Consider the following 18,139-nt stretch of genomic DNA (forward strand, 5'->3'; position numbering starts at 1 on the left):
GAAAATCGTCGGGCCATCTCCTGCGGATGGCTCGACGCTCATCGAATACGCATCCCCACCCAGACCGGTCGCAGGGACGATGTTCCTGCGACCGCCCTCCTGCGGCGTTGACCGCCTATACTCCGGCCCGTGAAAGCGCCGCCGTGGGCGTCCTGCCCGCTCAGCGACACATCCGCCAAAAGGTAAGGCGTCAGGGAAATCCCCGGGCGCAACGGTGCGCGTGAACACGGCGACGTGTTAAGAAGCAGTGGGCAGCACAGGCATGCTGTCACCCAATAAGGAATCTTCATGAAACGCGCCCTCATCGCCTTCCTGTCACTGGTCGTCACCACCGTCATCGTCGCGGGTGGCTACCTCTACAGCAAACAGCCGACCCGCCAGGGCACGGTGCAGCTGCAGGGACTGCAAGGCTCGGTGACCGTGCGCTACGACGAGCGTGGGGTGCCGCATATCCGCGCCGAAAACGAAACCGACCTGTACCGCGCCCTCGGCTATGTCCAGGCCCAGGATCGGCTGTTCCAGATGGAGATCATGCGACGCCTGGCCCGTGGCGAGCTGGCCGAGGTGCTGGGGCCGAAACTGCTCGACACCGACAAACTGATGCGCAGCCTGCGCATTCGCGAGCGGGCCGCGAGCCATGTGACCGAGCAGGATCGACAATCCCCGGCCTGGATCGCGATGCAGGCCTACCTGGACGGCATCAATGCCTACCAGGACAGCCACACCCGGCCGCTGGAGTTCGACGTGCTAGGCATTCCCAAGCGCCCCTTTACTGCGCAAGACATCGTGAGCATCACCGGCTACATGGCTTACAGTTTCGCCGCGGCCTTTCGCACCGAACCGCTGCTGACCTACGTGCGCGATCAACTGGGCGCCAACTACCTGAACATTTTCGACCTCGACTGGCAGCCCCAGGGCGTGCTGGCCCAAGGACGCAAGGCCGGCCTGCCACTGGCGGCCAGCGATTGGCAGGACCTCAATGCCTTGGCCCGCCGGAGCGAGCAGGCGCTGGCCGACAACGGCCTGCCGCAGTTCGAAGGCAGCAACGCCTGGGCGGTCTCCGGCAGCCGCACCCGCAGCGGCAAGCCGTTGCTGGCGGGGGATCCGCACATCCGGTTTTCCACGCCATCGGTGTGGTACGAGGCGCACCTGTCGGCACCCGGTTTCGAACTCTACGGGCATTACCAGGCGTTGATGCCCTTTGCGACTTTGGGCATGAACAAGGACTTCGGCTGGAGCATCACCATGTTCCAGAATGACGACCTGGACCTGATCGCCGAGAAGGTCAACCCGGACAATCCCGAGCAGGTCTGGTACCGCGACCAATGGGTGGACATGACCCGCAGCGAACAGCAGATCGCGGTCAAGGGTCAGGCGCCGGTGACGCTGGTGCTGCGCCAGTCGCCCCATGGACCGATCGTCAACGATGCCCTCGGCGCCAACGCCGGCAAGACCCCGATCGCCATGTGGTGGGGCTTCCTGGAGAGCCGCAACCCGATCATCGAGGCCTTCTACCAGCTCAACCGCGCCGATACCCTCGCCAAGGCACGCGGCGCCTCGGCGAAGATCCACGCGCCCGGGCTGAACGTCGTGTGGGCCAACGCCAAGGGCGACATCGGCTGGTGGGCCGCCGCGCAATTGCCCAAGCGACCGAGCGGGGTCAAGCCAGGTTTCATCCTCGACGGCAGCAGCCCGGAGGCGGAGAAAGACGGCTTCTACCCGTTCAGCAGCAACCCACAGGAAGAGAACCCGGCGCGGGGCTACATCATCTCGGCCAATTTCCAACCGGTGGCGGCCAGCGGCATCGAGATCCCGGGCTACTACAACCTCGCCGATCGCGGCCAGCAACTGAATCAGCAGCTCAGCGAAAAGCAGGCCAAGTGGGACATCGAGACCACCCGGAAACTGCAGTTGGGCACGACCACGGCCTATGGCCCCCGCCTGCTCGCGCCGTTGCTGCCGGTGTTGCGCGAGGTGGTCAGCGACCCGCAGGAACGCAAGTGGGTGGAGCAACTGGCCCAATGGCCAGGCGATTATCCGCTGGACTCCATCAGCGCCACGCTGTTCAACCAGTTCCTGTTCAACCTGGCCGATGCCGCGCTGCACGATGAGCTGGGCGATGGGTTCTTCGACACCGCGCTGTCGACCCGGGTGATCGATGCGGCCCTGCCACGCCTGGCGGCTTCCGCTGATTCTCCGTGGTGGGACGACCGCTCGACGCTGGGTACGGAAACCCGCGCCGACATCGTGAAAACCGCCTGGAACAGAAGCCTTGCGCACCTGAAGGCCACCCTCGGCGAAGATGCCACCCAGTGGCAATGGGGCAAGGCCCACACCCTGGTCCATGGTCATCCATTGGGCATGCAAAAGCCGCTGGACCGGGTCTTCAACGTCGGCCCGTTTGCGGCGCCGGGGACCCATGAGGTGCCCAACAACCTTTCCGCCCGGATCGGCCCGGCACCCTGGCCCGTGACCTATGGGCCGTCCACCCGGCGCATCATCGACTTCGCCGACCCGACCCACAGCGTCACCATCAACCCCGTCGGCCAGAGCGGCGTGCCGTTCGACCCGCATTACGAGGATCAGGCCGAAGCGTATATCGAGGGGTTGTACCACCAGGCCCACCTGGCCGAGGAAGAGGTGACGGCCAACACCCATGGCACCTTGAAATTGCTGCCAGCCAGGGCGCCGTGAGCCGGGTATCGTGTCTTTCGTCGTGAATCAGGCTTGATCGTCCTGGATGGTCAAGACTACAAGGGCTCAACACCCTCCCCCATTACCGGAGTCAACGCTATGTTCAATAACTGGTCCGAGCTGCTGCCCACCATCAAAAGTGCCTTTGGCGCCCTGGGCAAAAGCAATCCGAAGATGGTCAAGGCGTACATGGCCCTGGATGAAGCCGCCGCCGAAAACAACGTGCTCGACGCCAAGACCCGCGAGCTGATCTCGATTGCCGTGGCAATCACCACCCGCTGCGACGGCTGCATCGGCGTACACACCGACGCCGCCATCAAGGCCGGCGCCACCCGCGAAGAGATCGCCGCCACCCTGGCGACCGCGGTATCGCTGAATGCCGGTGCGGCGTACATCTACTCCCTGCGGGCGCTGGAGGCCCATGATGCGTTGAAGAAATAAGGCTGGCGAGATATCTCCATCGACTGACACACCGCTATCGCGAGCAGGCTCGCTCCCGCAATGGACCGGGGTGGATCGCGATGCCGCGGGCAACACAAAAACCTGTGGGAGCGAGCCTGCTCGCGATGGCGGATGGACATTCAACATTTTCGTTGACTGTCACACCGCCATCGCGAGCAAGCTCGCTCCCACAGGGGGCCTGCGTAGGGTCAGACTGGAGCAGTCGCCGCCCGGCGTACTTCCGGTTGCTTCCAGGAGTCGGCGGCGCTTTCCTCGATGGCTTGCTGGATCGCCCGCTTGCGGTTTTCTTCGGCGCGGCGGCTGAAGTACCAGACCAGGAAGGTCACCAGGGACACGGCCAGCAGGATCAGGCTCGCCACGGCGTTGATCTCCGGCTTGACCCCCAGGCGCACCGCCGAGAACACCTCCATCGGCAAGGTCGTCGAACCCGGGCCCGACACGAAGCTCGCGAGCACCAGGTCATCCAGGGACAGGGCAAACGACATCATGCCCCCTGCGGCCAGCGATGGCGCGATCATCGGGATGGTGATCAGGAAGAACACCTTCCATGGCCGTGCACCCAGGTCCATGGCCGCCTCTTCGATGGACAGGTCCAGTTCACGCAAGCGTGCCGAGACCACCACCGCCACATAGGCCGCACAGAACGTGGTGTGGGCGATCCAGATCGTGACGATGCCACGCTCCTGGGGCCAGCCGATCATCTGCGCCATCGCCACGAACAGCAGCAGCAGCGACAGCCCGGTGATCACTTCCGGCATCACCAACGGCGCAGTGACCAAACCACCGAACAGCGTGCGCCCCTTGAAGTGGGTGATGCGGGTCAGCACGAAGGCCGCCAGTGTACCCAGGGCCACGGCGGCAACCGCCGTGTAGCAGGCGATTTCCAGCGAGCGCAGCACCGACCCCATCAACTGGGTGTTGTCCAGCAGACCGACGTACCACTTGATCGACCAGCCGCCCCACACCGTCACCAGTTTCGAGGCGTTGAACGAGTAGATCACCAGGATCAGCATCGGTGCGTAGATGAACAACAGACCCAGCACCAGCATCAGGCTTGAAAAACTGAAGCGCTTCATTCCTTGCCCTCCATTTCTTTGGCCTGACTGCGGTTGAACAGGATGATGGGCACGATCAGGATCGCCAGCATCACCACCGCCAGGGCGGACGCCACCGGCCAGTCACGGTTGTTGAAGAATTCCTGCCACAGCACTTTGCCGATCATCAGGGTTTCCGGGCCACCCAGCAGTTCCGGGATCACGAACTCGCCCACCACCGGAATGAACACCAGCATGGCGCCGGCGACGATGCCGTTCTTGGACAGCGGCACGGTGATTTTCCAGAAACTGTTGAACGTGCTCGAACCCAGGTCGGAAGCGGCCTCCAGCAGGCTGGGGTCATGTTTGACCAGGTTGGCGTACAGCGGCAGGATCATGAACGGCAGGTAGGAGTAGACAACCCCGATGTACACCGCCAGGTTGGTGTTGAGGATCTGCAGCGGTTCGCTGATCCAGCCCATGCTCATCAGGAAGCCGTTGAGCAGGCCGTTGTTGCTGAGGATGCCCATCCACGCGTAGACGCGGATCAGGATCGCGGTCCAGGTCGGCATCATGATCAGCAGCACCAGCACCGTCTGCATTTCCTTGCGGGCGTTGGCAATGGCATAGGCCATCGGATACCCGATCAGCAGGCACAGGACGGTACTGATCAGCGCCATCTTCAGCGAGCCAAGGTAGGCGGCGATGTACAACTCGTCGTCGCCCAGCATCGCGTAGTTGGCGAAGTTGAGCAGCACCTGCAGCTTCTGGTCGACGTAGCTGTAGATCTCGGTGTACGGCGGAATAGCCACGTCGGCTTCGGCGAAGCTGATCTTCAGGACGATGAAGAACGGCAGCATGAAGAACAGGAACAGCCAGATAAAAGGCACCCCGATGACCAGTTGACGGCCACCGGGCGTTATTCGGTCGAGCCGGCGTTTGAATTTGCGCATGTTCATGAGCGAAGCACCACGCCGCTGTCGTCTTCCCACCAGACGAACACCTGGTCGCCCCAGGTCGGACGCTGGCCACGGCGCTCGGCGTTGGCGACGAAGGACTGCACCACCTTGCCGCTTGGCAGCTCGACGTAGAACACCGAGTGCCCACCCAGATAGGCGATGTCATGGACCTTGCCGCTGGACCAGTTGTGCTCGCAGGTCGGCTGCTCGACGGTGACCAGCAGTTTTTCCGGGCGAATGGCGTAGGTCACCGACTTGTCCTGCACCGAGGTACTGATGCCGTGGCCGACGTAGATGCTGCGGTCCAGGTCCTTGCAGGTCAGCACGGCATGGCCCTCGGCGTCGTCCACCACTTCGGTCTCGAAGATGTTGACGTTGCCGATGAACTCGCAAACCAGCCGGCTGGTCGGGGTTTCGTAGATGTCGATCGGGCTGCCGATCTGGGCGATCCAGCCCAGGTGCATGATCGCGATACGCTCGGCCATGGTCATGGCCTCTTCCTGGTCGTGGGTCACCATGACGCAGGTCACGCCGACGCGCTCGATGATCTCGACCAGTTCAAGCTGCATCTGCGAGCGCAGCTTCTTGTCCAGGGCGCCCATCGGTTCGTCGAGCAGCAACAGCTTCGGCCGCTTGGCCAGGGAGCGGGCCAGGGCCACGCGTTGGCGCTGGCCACCGGAGAGCTGGTGCGGCTTGCGCTTGGCGTACTGGCTCATCTGCACCAGCTTGAGCATTTCCGCCACGCGGGCATCGATCTCGGTTTTCGGGATCTTGTCCTGTTGCAGGCCGAAGGCGATGTTCTGCGCCACGGTCATGTGCGGGAACAACGCATAGGACTGGAACATCATGTTGATCGGCCGCTCGTACGGCGGCATGTCGGTGATGTCCACACCGTCGAGGAAAATGCGCCCCTCCGTGGGCCGCTCGAAACCGGCGAGCATGCGCAGCAAGGTGGATTTGCCCGAACCCGAACCGCCGAGCAAGGCGAAGATCTCGCCTTTCTTGATTTCCAGGGACACATCGTCCACGGCGATCGTCTCGTCGAACTTCTTCGTGACCCGGTCGATTTTGACCAGCACCTGCTTGGGTGTCTGGTCGCCCTCGAGGGCTTTCTTATAGGCGCCGGAGGCAACTGCCATTTACGAAACTCCCACAGAATTTACAGCTCGCCCCACGCGGACGAACCTTAGTTAAGCGTTTAACGTTATTTACCCGACTTGACCTTGGTCCAGCTGCGGGTCATGAGTCGTTGGATCTTGGGCGGCAACTCGGAGTTGACATAAAGCTTGTCGACGACCGCTTGCGGTGGGTAAACCGCTTCATCGGCGCGGACTTTCTGGTCCATCAGCTCGCCAGCCTTGGGGTTCGGGTTGGCATAACCGACCACGTCGCTGACCTGGGCGATCACCTCAGGCTTGAGCAGGTAGTTGATGAATGCATGCGCCTGCTTGACGTTGGTGGCGTCACGCGGGATCGCCAGCATGTCGAACCAGAGGTTGCCGCCTTCCTTGGGGATCACGTAGGCGATTTCGACGCCTTTGCCGGCTTCGCTGGCACGTGAACGGGCCTGGAAGATGTCGCCGGAGAAACCGGCGGCCACGCAGATCTCGCCATTGGCCAGGTCGGAGATGTATTTGGAAGAGTTGAAATAGGTCACGTACGGCCGGATCTTGAGGAGCTGGGCTTCGGCCTTCTTGTAGTCTTCAGGGTCTTCGCTGTTGGGGTTCAGGCCCAGGTAGTTGAGCATCGCCGGGATCATCTCGTCGCCCGAGTCGAGGAACGACACACCACAGCTGGAGAGTTTCTTGATGTTCTCCGGCTCGAACAGCATCGCCCAGGAATCGATCTTGTCGACACCCAGCACCGCCTTGATCTTCTCGACGTTGTAACCGATGCCGTTGGTGCCCCACAGATACGGCACCGCGTATTGGTTGCCCGGGTCGTTACGTTCCAGACGCTTGAGCAGCGCCGGATCCAGGTTGGCGTAGTTGGGCAACTGCGTCTTGTCGAGCTTCTGGAACGCCCCGGCCTTGATCTGCTTGCCCAGGAAGTGGTTGGACGGCACGACCACGTCGTAACCGGTACGCCCGGCCAGCAACTTGCCTTCCAGGGTTTCGTTGGAATCGAACACGTCGTACACCGGCTTGATGCCCGTGGCTTTTTCGAAGTCCGCCAGGGTGGTCTCGCCGATGTAGTCCGACCAGTTATAAATATGCACGGTAGAAGCAGCCTGGACACTGACGGCGAGCGTCAGGCCGGCGCCGACCAGCAAGGCGTTGCGTAACAAAGAAAAGACTGGCACGTGGAGGTCCTCTAAATAGTGGGGCTCAAGTTGCCCCCGTTACCTGGCCACGATGGGCCCTGCAACAAAACCGGCGCGCAACTTACCCTCGATAAACCGATCCAGCAAAACTTTTAATCATGGGTGGGTTCCTGTTGCCGCCCCTTTGATGACAGCGGCAACAGGAAAGTGCTTCAGGCCGGCTTATTTACCGGATTTGATCTTGGTCCAGCTGCGGGTCAGGATCCGCTGGGTGGCCGGCGGCAAGTCGCTGATCGCGTAGAGCTTGGCTTTCACTTCATCCGATGGGTAGATGTTCGGGTCACCGGAGATGTCTTTTTCCACCAACGCCGTCGCGGCCTTGTTGCCGTTCGGGAAGCGTACGTTGTTGGTGATCTCGGCCATGATTTCCGGCTTCATCAGGAAGTTCATGTACTGGTAGGCCGCGTCGACGTTTTCGGCATCCTTGGGAATGGCAACCATGTCGTAGAACGAGCCGGCGCCTTCTTTTGGAATGGCGTAGGCCACTTTGACCTTGCCACCGGCTTCAGCCGCGCGGGACTTGGACTGTTCGATATCGCCCGAGTAACCCACGGCGACGCAGATGTTGCCGTTGGCCAGGTCAGAGATGTACTTGGAGGAGTGGAAGTAGCCGATCGAAGGACGGATCTTGAGGAACAGTGCCTCGGCATCAGCCAGTTGTTTCTTGTCCTGGCTGTCGGTCGGATAGCCCAGGTAGTGCAACGCCACCGGGATCATTTCGGTCGGCGAGTCGAGGAAGCTCACGCCGCAACCCTTGAGCTTGGCGATGTTTTCCGGCTTGAGCAGGACGTCCCAGGAGTCGATCTTGTCGACGCCCAGTGCCGCCTTGACCTTCTCGGGGTTGTAGCCGATGCCGATGGTGCCCCACATGTAAGGGAAGGCATGCTGGTTGCCCTTGTCACTGGCATCGCCAACGGCCTTGAGCAGGTCGGTATCGAGGTTCTTCCAGTTCGTCAGCTTGGACTTGTCCAATGGCTGGTAGACACCGGCCTTGATCTGCTTGGCCAGGAAGTTGTTCGACGGCACCACGATGTCATAACCGGACTTGCCGGCCAGCAACTTGGCTTCCAGGGTTTCGTTGCTGTCGAAAACGTCGTAGACGACTTTGATCCCCGATTCCTTCTCGAACTTGGCGACCGTGTCCGGCGCAATGTAGTCGGACCAGTTGTAGACGTGCAGCACTTTATCGTCCGCCTGAACGGTACCCGCCAACACGCCCATCAGGGACATGGCGAGGAGGGTCTTGCCAGCTATCTTCGTACCTAATGTCTTCATGCCTAATGCCTTCATGAAAATGCTCCAGTTATTCTTTTTAGCGCCACGTTCAGTAGCCGGCTCGCGGGCGACTTGAACAGTCGGTAGTCTGGCAAGTTACAGGCCAGGCTTTCAACACACGCCCGGTCTTTTGTTCAAACCATGCAAGGTCCTTGCATGGACCCCGCACAGAGACTAGCACTTAGCCTTGCAACGCACTGAGCGTCAGGTCCAGGCACTGCCGCGCCTTGGTCACCAACTCGTCGATCTCGGCCTTGCTGATCACCAGCGGCGGCGCAATGATCATGGTGTCGCCCACCGCGCGCATGATCAGCCCGTTATCGAAGCAGAACTGCCGGCAGATCATGCCCACGCCCTTGCCTTCGTAGCGTTGGCGCGTGGCCTTGTCCTGGACCAGTTCGATTGCCCCCAGCAAACCGACGCCGCGCACTTCACCCACCAGTGGATGATCGTTCAGCTCCCGCAAACGCTTCTGCAAATAGGGTGCCGTTTCGCCGTGAACACGCTCGATGATCTTCTCATCGCGCAGGATGCGGATGTTCTCCAGGGCCACCGCAGCGGCCACCGGGTGACCGGAATAGGTAAACCCGTGATTGAAATCGCCGCCTTCGTTGAGCACCGCGACCACGTCGTCACGCACGATCAGCCCGCCCATGGGGATGTAGCCGGAGGTCAGGCCTTTGGCGATGGTCATCATGTGCGGTTTCAAATCATAGAAATCGGTGCCGAACCACTCGCCGGTGCGGCCGAAACCGCAGATCACTTCGTCGGCCACGAACAGGATGTCGTACTTGGCGAGGATCTCCTTGACCCGTGGCCAGTAGCTGTCCGGCGGCACGATGACACCGCCCGCGCCCTGGATCGGCTCGGCGATGAAGGCACCGACGTTGTCCACGCCGATCTCGAGGATCTTTTCTTCCAGCTGGTTGGCCGCCCACACGCCGAATTCTTCCGGGCTCATGTTGCCGCCTTCGCCGAACCAATAGGGCTGGGCGATGTGGACAATGCCCGGGATCGGCAGGTCGCCCTGCTCGTGCATATAGGTCATGCCGCCCAGGCTCGCGCCGGCCACGGTGGAACCGTGATAACCGTTCTTGCGGCTGATGATGACTTTCTTGTTCGGCTGGCCCTTGATCGCCCAGTAATGGCGGACCATGCGCAGCATGGTGTCGTTGCCTTCGGAGCCGGAACCGGTGAAGAACACGTGGTTCATGCCTTCAGGGGCGATGTCGGCGATGGCTTTGGACAGCTCCAGCACCGGCGGGTGGGCGGTCTGGAAAAACAGGTTGTAGTACGGCAGCTCGCGCATCTGTTGGCTGGCGGCGTCGGCCAGCTCCTCGCGGCCATAACCGACGGCCACGCACCAGAGGCCGGCCATGCCGTCGAGGATCTTGTTGCCTTCACTGTCCCAGAGGTACACGCCCTTGGCGTGGGTGATGATGCGCGGGCCTTTCTCTCTGAGCTGCTTGAAATCGCTGAACGGCGCCAGGTGATGATCGTTGCTCAGGGCCTGCCATTCACGGGTCTGCGGGTTGTTGCCGGTCATGCGGATTCTCCTTTATATCGGTGGGGGCGAGGCTGCCGAAGGCAACCCCGCCCGGCGCTTCAGACGGCGAAGAGCAGGAATTCCCGCTCCCACGAACTGATAACGCGTTTGAAGTTTTCATGCTCGGCCCGCTTGACCGCGACGTAGCCCGTGATGAACTTCTTGCCAAGGTATTTCTCGATGGTGGCGCTGTTTTCCATACGCTCCAACGCATCTTCGATGGTCAGCGGCAGGCGCAGGTTTCGACGCTCATAACCGCGGCCCACCACCGGCGCGCTCGGGTCGATGCCTTCGACCATGCCGATGAAGCCACACAGCAGGCTGGCGGCGATCGCCAGGTACGGGTTGGCATCGGCGCCCGGCAAACGGTTTTCCACCCGACGGTTCTGCGGCCCGGCATCCGGCACGCGCAGGCCGACGGTGCGGTTCTCTTCGCCCCACTCCACGTTCACCGGCGCCGAGGTGTCCGGCAGGAAGCGGCGGAACGAGTTGACGTTGGGCGCGAACAGCGGCAACAGCTCGGGAATGAATTTCTGCAGGCCACCGATGTGGTGCAGGAACAGCTCGCTCATGCTCCCGTCTTCATTGGAGAAGACGTTCTTGCCGGTTTCCCTGTCGATGATGCTCTGGTGCAGGTGCATCGCACTGCCCGGTTCGCCGGTCATGGGCTTGGCCATGAAGGTGGCGGCCACGTTGTGCTTGAGCGCCGCCTCGCGCATGGTGCGCTTGAACACCAGGATCTGGTCGGCCAGGGACAAGGCGTCGCCATGACGGAAGTTGATTTCCATCTGCGCGGTGCCGTCCTCGTGGATCAGGGTGTCGAGGTCCAGCTCCTGCAGTTCGCACCAGTCATAGACGTCCTCGAACAGCGGGTCGAACTCGTTGGCCGCTTCGATCGAGAACGACTGGCGCCCGGTTTCCGGGCGGCCGGAACGGCCCACGGGTGGTTGCAGCGGGAAGTCAGGGTCGTCGCTGCGCTTGGTCAGGTAGAACTCCATTTCCGGCGCGACAATCGGCTGCCAGCCCTTGTCGGCGTAGAGCTTGAGCACCTTTTTGAGCACGTTGCGCGGCGACAGCTCGATGGGGTTACCCTGCTTGTCGTAGGAGTCGTGGATAACCTGGGCGGTGGGCTCGATGGCCCAGGGCACCAGGAATACGGCGTTCTCGTCCGGGCGGCAGATCATGTCGATGTCGGCAGGATCGAGCAGTTCGTAATAGATGTCGTCTTCGACATAGTCGCCCGTCACGGTCTGGAGCAGGACGCTCTCGGGCAGGCGCATGCCTTTTTCGGCAATGAACTTGTTGGTCGGCGAGATCTTGCCCCGGGTAATACCGGTCAAGTCGCCAATCATGCATTCGACTTCTGTGATCTTGTGGTCTTTCAACCAATCGGTGAGCTGGTCGAGGTTGTTACTCATAAATGCCTCTAGGCGTGAGTTTCCTGACTGCTATTAGTCGTCAGGCGTTGTTTGACGCATCGGCGTCGCGTTGTGTTGCCCTTGCTCGGCAGGCATCGCCAAATGCCTGGAAAATCGCAAGGTAGTGCGGGTTGGAGCTTACCGCCCATTCGGGGTGCCACTGCACCCCTAAAGCAAAAGCCTTGCCTTGTATAACCGAAACAGCCTCGATCAGGCCATCCGGCGCCATCGCTTCAACCCGCAGCCCCGGTGCCAGGCGCTCGATGCCCTGGCCGTGGATCGAGTTGACGTCGATCACCGGCGGCAGGCCCAGGCCTGCGAGAACGCCACCTGGCTGGATATGCATGGCGTGGGCCGGGCCGTACTGGATAGCCACCGGCTGCGTGTCGTCTTCACGATGATCGATGTAGGTTCCGACCTCATGAACTTTCTGATGCAGGCTACCGCCAAAGGCTACGTTCATCTCTTGGAAACCGCGGCAGATACCCAGTACCGGGACGCCCGCCTCGACCGCCGCGCGGATCAGCGGCAGGGTGGTGGCATCCCGTGCAGGATCATGAGCAGTGCCCGGCGCGCTGGCGGGGCCCTGATAATGAAAAGGTTCTACATTGGAAGGAGAGCCGGTAAAGAGAATGCCGTCCAGGGCGTCCAGAATATCGGACGGTGCGAACAGTTCCGTCAGGGACGGAATCAGCATGGGCAACCCCTTGGCGGCTGTCGCGACAGCCCGGGAATATTTATCGCCGCTGATGTGATACGCATGCAGACCCAGCTGCCTGGAGCAGGTGGTGACGCCGATTAACGGCAGGCGAGACATGAAGCACCCCGGTATTATTGCTGTTATGGGTTTGAATCGAGCTTAGCCTTGTTCATTTTTTTACACAACACCCCCGTAAAAAATACAACACGGCCCGCTCAAGCCTGCGGTCGCCAAGGCCCTTAAAGGGAAAAAAACGCCCTAAATTGCCTCAAAAAAGCCCCACGGGTGCTTTTTTAGGGCAAAAAAGGCCCTGCTTGACTTCGGCATGCCGTTCGGGTTGACTGGCTTTCGAAGAGATCAATGATTGATATTTTTAACAACAAAGGTGTTGCATCATGTCGGTACCCCCGCGTGCCGTTCAGCTTAACGAAGCGAACGCGTTCCTTAAGGAACATCCTGAGGTTCTGTACGTTGACCTTCTGATTGCGGATATGAATGGTGTGGTGCGCGGCAAGCGCATCGAACGCACCAGCCTCCACAAGGTTTACGAGAAAGGCATCAACCTGCCGGCCTCCCTGTTTGCCTTGGATATCAATGGCTCGACGGTGGAAAGCACCGGCCTGGGCCTGGACATCGGCGATGCTGACCGGATCTGTTATCCAATCCCTGACACCCTGTGCAATGAGCCCTGGCAGAAGCGCCCTACCGCGCAACTGCTGATGACCATGCACGAACTCGAAGGCGAGCCGTTCTTCGCCGACCCTCGCGAAGTCCTGCGACAGGTCGTGGCCAAGTTCGACGAGCTGGGCCTGACCATCTGCGCCGCGTTCGAGCTGGAGTTCTACCTGATCGACCAGGAGAACGTGAATGGACGCCCGCAACCGCCTCGTTCACCGATCTCCGGCAAGCGCCCGCATTCGACCCAGGTCTACCTGATCGACGACCTCGACGAATATGTCGATTGCCTCCAGGACATCCTTGAAGGCGCCAAGGAGCAAGGCATTCCTGCTGATGCCATCGTCAAGGAAAGTGCCCCGGCGCAGTTCGAAGTGAACCTGCACCACGTGGCCGACCCGATCAAGGCCTGCGACTACGCGGTACTGCTCAAGCGCCTGATCAAGAACATCGCCTACGACCATGAAATGGACACCACCTTCATGGCCAAGCCGTATCCGGGCCAGGCGGGCAACGGTCTGCACGTACACATTTCGATTCTGGACAAAGACGGCAAGAATATTTTTGCCAGCGAGGATCCCGAGCAGAACGCCGCGCTGCGTCACGCGATCGGCGGTGTGCTCGAGACCCTGCCTGCGCAGATGGCCTTCCTCTGCCCGAACGTCAACTCCTACCGTCGTTTCGGTGCACAGTTCTATGTGCCGAACTCGCCGTGCTGGGGCTTGGACAACCGCACCGTGGCCTTGCGCGTACCGACCGGCTCCGCCGATGCCGTACGCCTGGAACACCGTGTGGCCGGCGCCGACGCCAACCCGTACCTGCTGATGGCTTCCGTGCTGGCGGGCGTGCACCATGGCCTGGTCAACAAGATCGAGCCCGGCGCGCCGGTGGAAGGCAACAGCTACGAGCAGAACGAGCAAAGCCTGCCGAACAACTTGCGCGATGCCCTGCGCGAGCTGGACGACAGCGAAGTCATGGCCAAGTACATCGACCCGAAATACATCGATATCTTCGTGGCCTGCAAGGAAAGCGAGCTGGAGGAGTTCGAACACTCCATCTCCGACCTTGAGTACAACTGGTACCTGCACACCGTGTAAGTGGTTGCGGTAAAAAGAAACGCCGCAGGCTTTGAAGGCTGCGGCGTTTTTTTATGGGTAGAGTGATTGGCCGCCTGCCTGCTCGCGATGGCGGCCGAGCAGACAACGGACATCCCTGCTCGTACAATGCCCGCAGTCCCGCAGGAGCCCTCCATGACCCGCATCGCCACCCCGCGCAAACCCCGCGCGCGCAGCCAGGCCCGGATCGATTCGATCCTCGATGCCGCCCGCACGCTGCTTGCCGCCGAAGGCGTGGCCAGCCTGTCGATCTACAGCGTCGCCGAGCGCGCCGGGATCCCGCCCTCCTCCGTGTACCACTTCTTCGCCAGTGTCCCGGCCCTGCTCGAAGCCCTGACCGCCGATGTCCACGCGGCTTTCCGCGCCTGCCTGCAAGCCCACATCGACCATGAGGAGCTGAATCACTGGCACGACCTGTCGCGGCTGGTGGAGCAGCGCGTGCTCAGCATCTACGGCCAGGATGCCGCCGCCCGCCAATTGATCCTGGCCCAGCATGGCCTGACCGAAGTGACCCAGGCCGACCGCCAGCACGACCTCGAACTGGGCGACCTGATGCACAAGCTGTTCGACCGCCATTTCGTCCTGCCGGCCCTGCCCACCGACGTCGACGTATTCGCCCTGGCGATGGAGCTCGGCGACCGCGTCTACGCCCGCTCGGTGCAACAACATAACCAGATCACCCCACGCATGGCCGAAGAAGGCATGCGGGTGTTCGATGCGTATCTGGGGTTGTATCTGCCGCCGTATTTGCTCAAGCGCTCCCATGAGCCGAACGCAGAGCGTCCATAGAGGCATTCCCACGCAGAGCGTGGGAACGAAAAGCCCCGGAGAGCGCATGCCTTCCGGGGCCATGGATGAATCATTGCTCACAACTTGGCGATAGACACCTCGGTGGATTTGACGAAGGCGATCACTTCGCTGCCGATCGCCAGTTCCAGCTCTTTCACCGAGCGGGTGGTGATGACCGAGGTGACGATGCCGGAGGCGGTCTGCACGTCGATTTCCGAGAGCACGTCGCCTTCGACGATTTCCTTGATGGTGCCTTTGAACTGGTTGCGTACGTTGATGGCTTTGATAGTCATGTTATTTCTCCTGGGGGTCGAAATGAGCTGCAAGCTTCGAGCTACAAGCTGCAAGTAAAAGCACGCGCCTCTTCTTGCAGCTTGTGGCTTGCCGCTTGAAGCTGCTTCATTGCGCCCAACGCAACTGCGTGGGCAAGGGTGAAACGGGTTCGGGTTCCGGCGGTTGGCCGGGCAAGGACAGCACGCGGTTGAGCACTTCGGTTTCCAGGCTCGCCAGGCGCTGAGAGCCGCGAACCCGGGGGCGTGGCAGGTCCACGAGCACGTCGAGGCCGATCTGGCCGTCCTCGATCAGGATGACCCGGTCGGCGATGGCCACCGCTTCACTGACGTCGTGGGCCACCAGCAGCACGGTAAAACCGTGTTGCCGCCAGAGGTTTTCGATCAGTTGCTGCATCTCGATGCGGGTCAGCGCGTCGAGCGCCCCCAAGGGTTCGTCGAGCAGCAACAGCCGTGGCTGATGAATCAACGCGCGGGCCAGGGCTACCCGTTGTTTCTGGCCACCGGACAACGCCGCCGGCCACTCGTTGGCGCGGTCGGCCAGGCCGACGGCCTCCAGTGCCTGCAACGCTTGCGGCCGCCAGTGGCCCTTGAGCCCGAGGCCGACGTTGTCGATGATTTTCTTCCAGGGCAGCAAGCGCGCCTCCTGAAACATCAGCCGCGTGTCCTGTTGCGCCGCGCTCAGCGGGGCCGAGCCGGCCAGCAACTGACCGTCGGTGGGTTGATCGAGGCCGGCCAGCAGTCGCAACAAGGTACTTTTGCCACAGCCGCTGCGACCGACCACCGCGACGAACTGCCCGGCCGGGATATGCAGGTCGATCTCACGCAGCACCTGGCACGAGCCAAAGGTTTTCTGCAGTTTGCGCACCGCCAGAGGAATGCCTCGCAGCAGGCGCGGCGGTTGTTGGGCGGTCATGCGGCACCTCCCTTGTTCACCTGGTAGGCCGGGTGCCAGCGCAGCCAGACCCGCTCAAGTCCGCGGGCGGCCAGGTCGGCCAGCTTGCCCAGCACGGCATACAAAAGAATCGCCAGCACCACCACATCCGTCTGCAGGAACTCCCGGGCATTCATTGCCAGGTAGCCAATGCCGGAACTGGCCGAGATGGTTTCCGCCACGATCAGCGTCAACCACATGAAACCCAGCGCAAACCGCACGCCCACCAGGATCGATGGCAAGGCGCCCGGCAGGATCACTTGCCAAAACAGGCTGAAGCCGGACAAGCCGTAGCTGCGGGCCATCTCCACCAGGGCCGGGTCGACGTTGCGAATCCCGTGGTAGGTGTTGAGGTAGATGGGGAACAGCGTGCCCAGCGCCACCAGGAAAATCTTCGCCGACTCATCGATGCCGAACCACAGGATCACCAAAGGGATCAGTGCCAGGTGCGGGACGTTGCGGACCATCTGCACCGAGCTGTCCAGCAAGCGCTCGCCCCATTTCGACAAACCGGTAATGAAACCCAGGGCCAGGCCGATGCCACCGCCGATCGCGAAGCCGACCGCAGCCCGCCAACCGCTGATTGCCAGGTGTGTCCAGAGTTCGCCGCTGCGCACCAGGCTCGCCCCGGCCTCGATCACCGCCACCGGCGCCGGCAGGATCCGCGTGGACAGCCAGCCTGCCGACACCGACAGTTGCCAGACCGCCAGCAACAGCAGCGGCACCGCCCATGGCGCGAGGTTGTGTATAGGCTTTTTCATGGCCGCCTCAGCTCTGGGACGCGGCTTTGGGAAGGATGTCGTTGGCGACCATTTCCCCGAAAGGGCTCACATAACTCTGGCCCTTCGGCAGTTCCGGGCGCTCCACGTCCAGGTGCGGGAATAACAGTTCCGCCACGCGATACGACTCTTCGAGGTGTGGATAACCGGAGAAGATGAACGTGTCGATCCCCAGGTCAGCGTATTCCTTGACCCGCGCCGCCACCGTCGGACCGTCGCCCACCAACGCCGTGCCAGCACCGCCGCGCACCAGGCCGACGCCAGCCCAAAGGTTCGGGCTGACTTCCAGCTTGTCGCGCCGGCCACCGTGCAGGGCAGCCATGCGTCGCTGGCCCACCGAGTCGAAGCGCGCCAGGGAAGCCTGGGCGCGGGCAATGGTTTCGTCGTCCAGATGGGAAATCAAGCGGTCGGCGGCTTGCCAGGCTTCGGCGTTGGTTTCACGGACAATCACATGCAGGCGGATGCCGAAGCGCACGGTGCGGCCAAGCTTCGCGGCCTTGGCCCGGACCTGTTCGATTTTTTCCGCAACGGCCGCTGGCGGCTCGCCCCAGGTCAGCACCATTTCCACCTGTTCGGCAGCCAGGTCCTGGGCCGCTTCCGATGAGCCACCGAAATACAGCGGCGGACGCGGTTGCTGGATTGGCGGATAGAGCAGCTTGGCGCCCTTCACGCTGATGTGTTCGCCGTCGTAATCCACCGTCTCGCCTTCCAGCACCCGACGCCAGATGCGGGTGAACTCCACCGAAGCCTGGTAACGCGCTTCGTGATCGAGGAACAAACCATCGCCGGCCAGTTCGTCCGGGTCACCACCGGTTACCAGGTTGAACAAGGTACGACCACCGGACAACCGATCCAGGGTCGCCGCCTGACGTGCAGCCACCGTCGGGGAAATGATCCCGGGGCGCAGGGCAACGAGGAATTTCAGGCGCTGGGTCACGGGAATCAACGACGCGGCCACCAGCCAGGAGTCTTCGCAAGAACGTCCGGTGGGAATCAGCACGCCGCCGAAACCCAGCCGATCCGCCGCCTGGGCGACTTGTTGCAGGTAACCGTGGTCGACAGCGCGGGCGCCTTCGGCGGTGCCAAGGTAATGGCCGTCGCCGTGGGTAGGCAGGAACCAGAAAATATTGAGGCTCATGGAGTGGT

General features: G+C 61.8%; 16 protein-coding genes. 4 read left to right on the forward strand and 12 right to left on the reverse strand.

Annotated elements, in window-relative coordinates; all coding sequences use genetic code 11:
* Positions 1 to 288: 288 nt before the first annotated feature.
* Entirely contained in the window at positions 289 to 2,694 is a 2,406-nt protein-coding gene (locus J7E36_RS14035; protein ID WP_215003837.1) for a penicillin acylase family protein, read from the forward strand.
* 99 nt (positions 2,695 to 2,793) lie between these two features.
* Complete coding sequence (locus J7E36_RS14040; protein ID WP_014340738.1) at positions 2,794 to 3,135, forward strand: carboxymuconolactone decarboxylase family protein; 342 nt, start codon at positions 2,794 to 2,796, stop codon at positions 3,133 to 3,135.
* 209 nt (positions 3,136 to 3,344) lie between these two features.
* Here the strand turns inward: J7E36_RS14040 and J7E36_RS14045 are convergent, their stop codons facing one another.
* From J7E36_RS14045 to J7E36_RS14080, 8 genes are all read right to left on the reverse strand, one after another.
* Positions 3,345 to 4,232 carry an ABC transporter permease subunit gene (locus J7E36_RS14045; protein WP_215003839.1) on the reverse strand — a complete coding sequence of 296 codons (888 nt, stop codon included), beginning with the start codon at positions 4,230 to 4,232 and terminating at the stop codon, positions 3,345 to 3,347.
* Positions 4,229 to 5,149, reverse strand: a complete 921-nt coding sequence (locus J7E36_RS14050) for an ABC transporter permease subunit (protein ID WP_215003841.1) — start codon at positions 5,147 to 5,149, stop codon at positions 4,229 to 4,231. Before J7E36_RS14050 ends, J7E36_RS14045 begins: the two co-directional genes overlap by 4 nt.
* On the reverse strand, positions 5,146 to 6,288 hold the full coding sequence (locus J7E36_RS14055) for an ABC transporter ATP-binding protein (protein WP_215003843.1): 1,143 nt from the start codon (positions 6,286 to 6,288) through the stop codon (positions 5,146 to 5,148). Before J7E36_RS14055 ends, J7E36_RS14050 begins: the two co-directional genes overlap by 4 nt.
* Positions 6,289 to 6,353: 65 nt before the next feature.
* Entirely contained in the window at positions 6,354 to 7,451 is a 1,098-nt protein-coding gene (locus J7E36_RS14060; protein WP_215003845.1) for a polyamine ABC transporter substrate-binding protein, read from the reverse strand.
* A 183-nt stretch (positions 7,452 to 7,634) separates the two neighbouring features.
* Complete coding sequence (locus tag J7E36_RS14065; protein WP_215003847.1) at positions 7,635 to 8,747, reverse strand: polyamine ABC transporter substrate-binding protein; 1,113 nt, start codon at positions 8,745 to 8,747, stop codon at positions 7,635 to 7,637.
* A gap of 181 nt (positions 8,748 to 8,928) precedes the next feature.
* Positions 8,929 to 10,293 (reverse strand): aspartate aminotransferase family protein, encoded by a 1,365-nt coding sequence (locus tag J7E36_RS14070; RefSeq protein ID WP_215003848.1) that lies wholly within the window; start codon positions 10,291 to 10,293, stop codon positions 8,929 to 8,931.
* A 59-nt stretch (positions 10,294 to 10,352) separates the two neighbouring features.
* On the reverse strand, positions 10,353 to 11,711 hold the full coding sequence (locus J7E36_RS14075) for a glutamine synthetase family protein (RefSeq protein ID WP_215003850.1): 1,359 nt from the start codon (positions 11,709 to 11,711) through the stop codon (positions 10,353 to 10,355).
* 40 nt (positions 11,712 to 11,751) lie between these two features.
* A complete protein-coding gene (locus J7E36_RS14080; RefSeq protein WP_215003852.1) occupies positions 11,752 to 12,528 on the reverse strand; it encodes a gamma-glutamyl-gamma-aminobutyrate hydrolase family protein in 777 nt (258 codons plus the stop codon).
* Positions 12,529 to 12,806: 278 nt separating this feature from the next.
* Between J7E36_RS14080 and J7E36_RS14085 the strand changes: the two genes are divergently transcribed.
* Positions 12,807 to 14,183: a glutamine synthetase family protein gene (locus J7E36_RS14085; protein WP_215003853.1), complete on the forward strand. Its 1,377-nt coding sequence runs from the start codon at positions 12,807 to 12,809 to the stop codon at positions 14,181 to 14,183.
* A 153-nt stretch (positions 14,184 to 14,336) separates the two neighbouring features.
* Positions 14,337 to 14,990, forward strand: a complete 654-nt coding sequence (locus J7E36_RS14090; RefSeq protein WP_215003855.1) for a TetR/AcrR family transcriptional regulator — start codon at positions 14,337 to 14,339, stop codon at positions 14,988 to 14,990.
* Positions 14,991 to 15,067: 77 nt separating this feature from the next.
* On the opposite strand, the gene J7E36_RS14095 is transcribed toward J7E36_RS14090, so the two are convergent.
* The 4 genes from J7E36_RS14095 to ssuD all read right to left on the reverse strand — a co-directional run bounded on the left by J7E36_RS14095 (position 15,068) and on the right by ssuD (position 18,131).
* The gene (locus J7E36_RS14095) at positions 15,068 to 15,283 is read right to left on the reverse strand and encodes a TOBE domain-containing protein (protein ID WP_003177394.1); all 216 of its coding nucleotides are present in this window, start codon (positions 15,281 to 15,283) and stop codon (positions 15,068 to 15,070) included.
* A gap of 106 nt (positions 15,284 to 15,389) precedes the next feature.
* Entirely contained in the window at positions 15,390 to 16,196 is an 807-nt protein-coding gene (gene ssuB / locus J7E36_RS14100) for an aliphatic sulfonates ABC transporter ATP-binding protein (protein WP_215003856.1), read from the reverse strand.
* Entirely contained in the window at positions 16,193 to 16,975 is a 783-nt protein-coding gene (gene ssuC, locus J7E36_RS14105) for an aliphatic sulfonate ABC transporter permease SsuC (RefSeq protein ID WP_215003858.1), read from the reverse strand. Before ssuC ends, ssuB begins: the two co-directional genes overlap by 4 nt.
* A 7-nt stretch (positions 16,976 to 16,982) precedes the next feature.
* The gene (gene ssuD / locus J7E36_RS14110) at positions 16,983 to 18,131 is read right to left on the reverse strand and encodes an FMNH2-dependent alkanesulfonate monooxygenase (RefSeq protein WP_215003860.1); all 1,149 of its coding nucleotides are present in this window, start codon (positions 18,129 to 18,131) and stop codon (positions 16,983 to 16,985) included.
* Positions 18,132 to 18,139 lie beyond the last annotated feature (8 nt).

Origin of the sequence: Pseudomonas fluorescens, assembly GCF_018614775.1 — a bacterium.
Classification (GTDB): domain Bacteria; phylum Pseudomonadota; class Gammaproteobacteria; order Pseudomonadales; family Pseudomonadaceae; genus Aquipseudomonas; species Aquipseudomonas fluorescens_BY.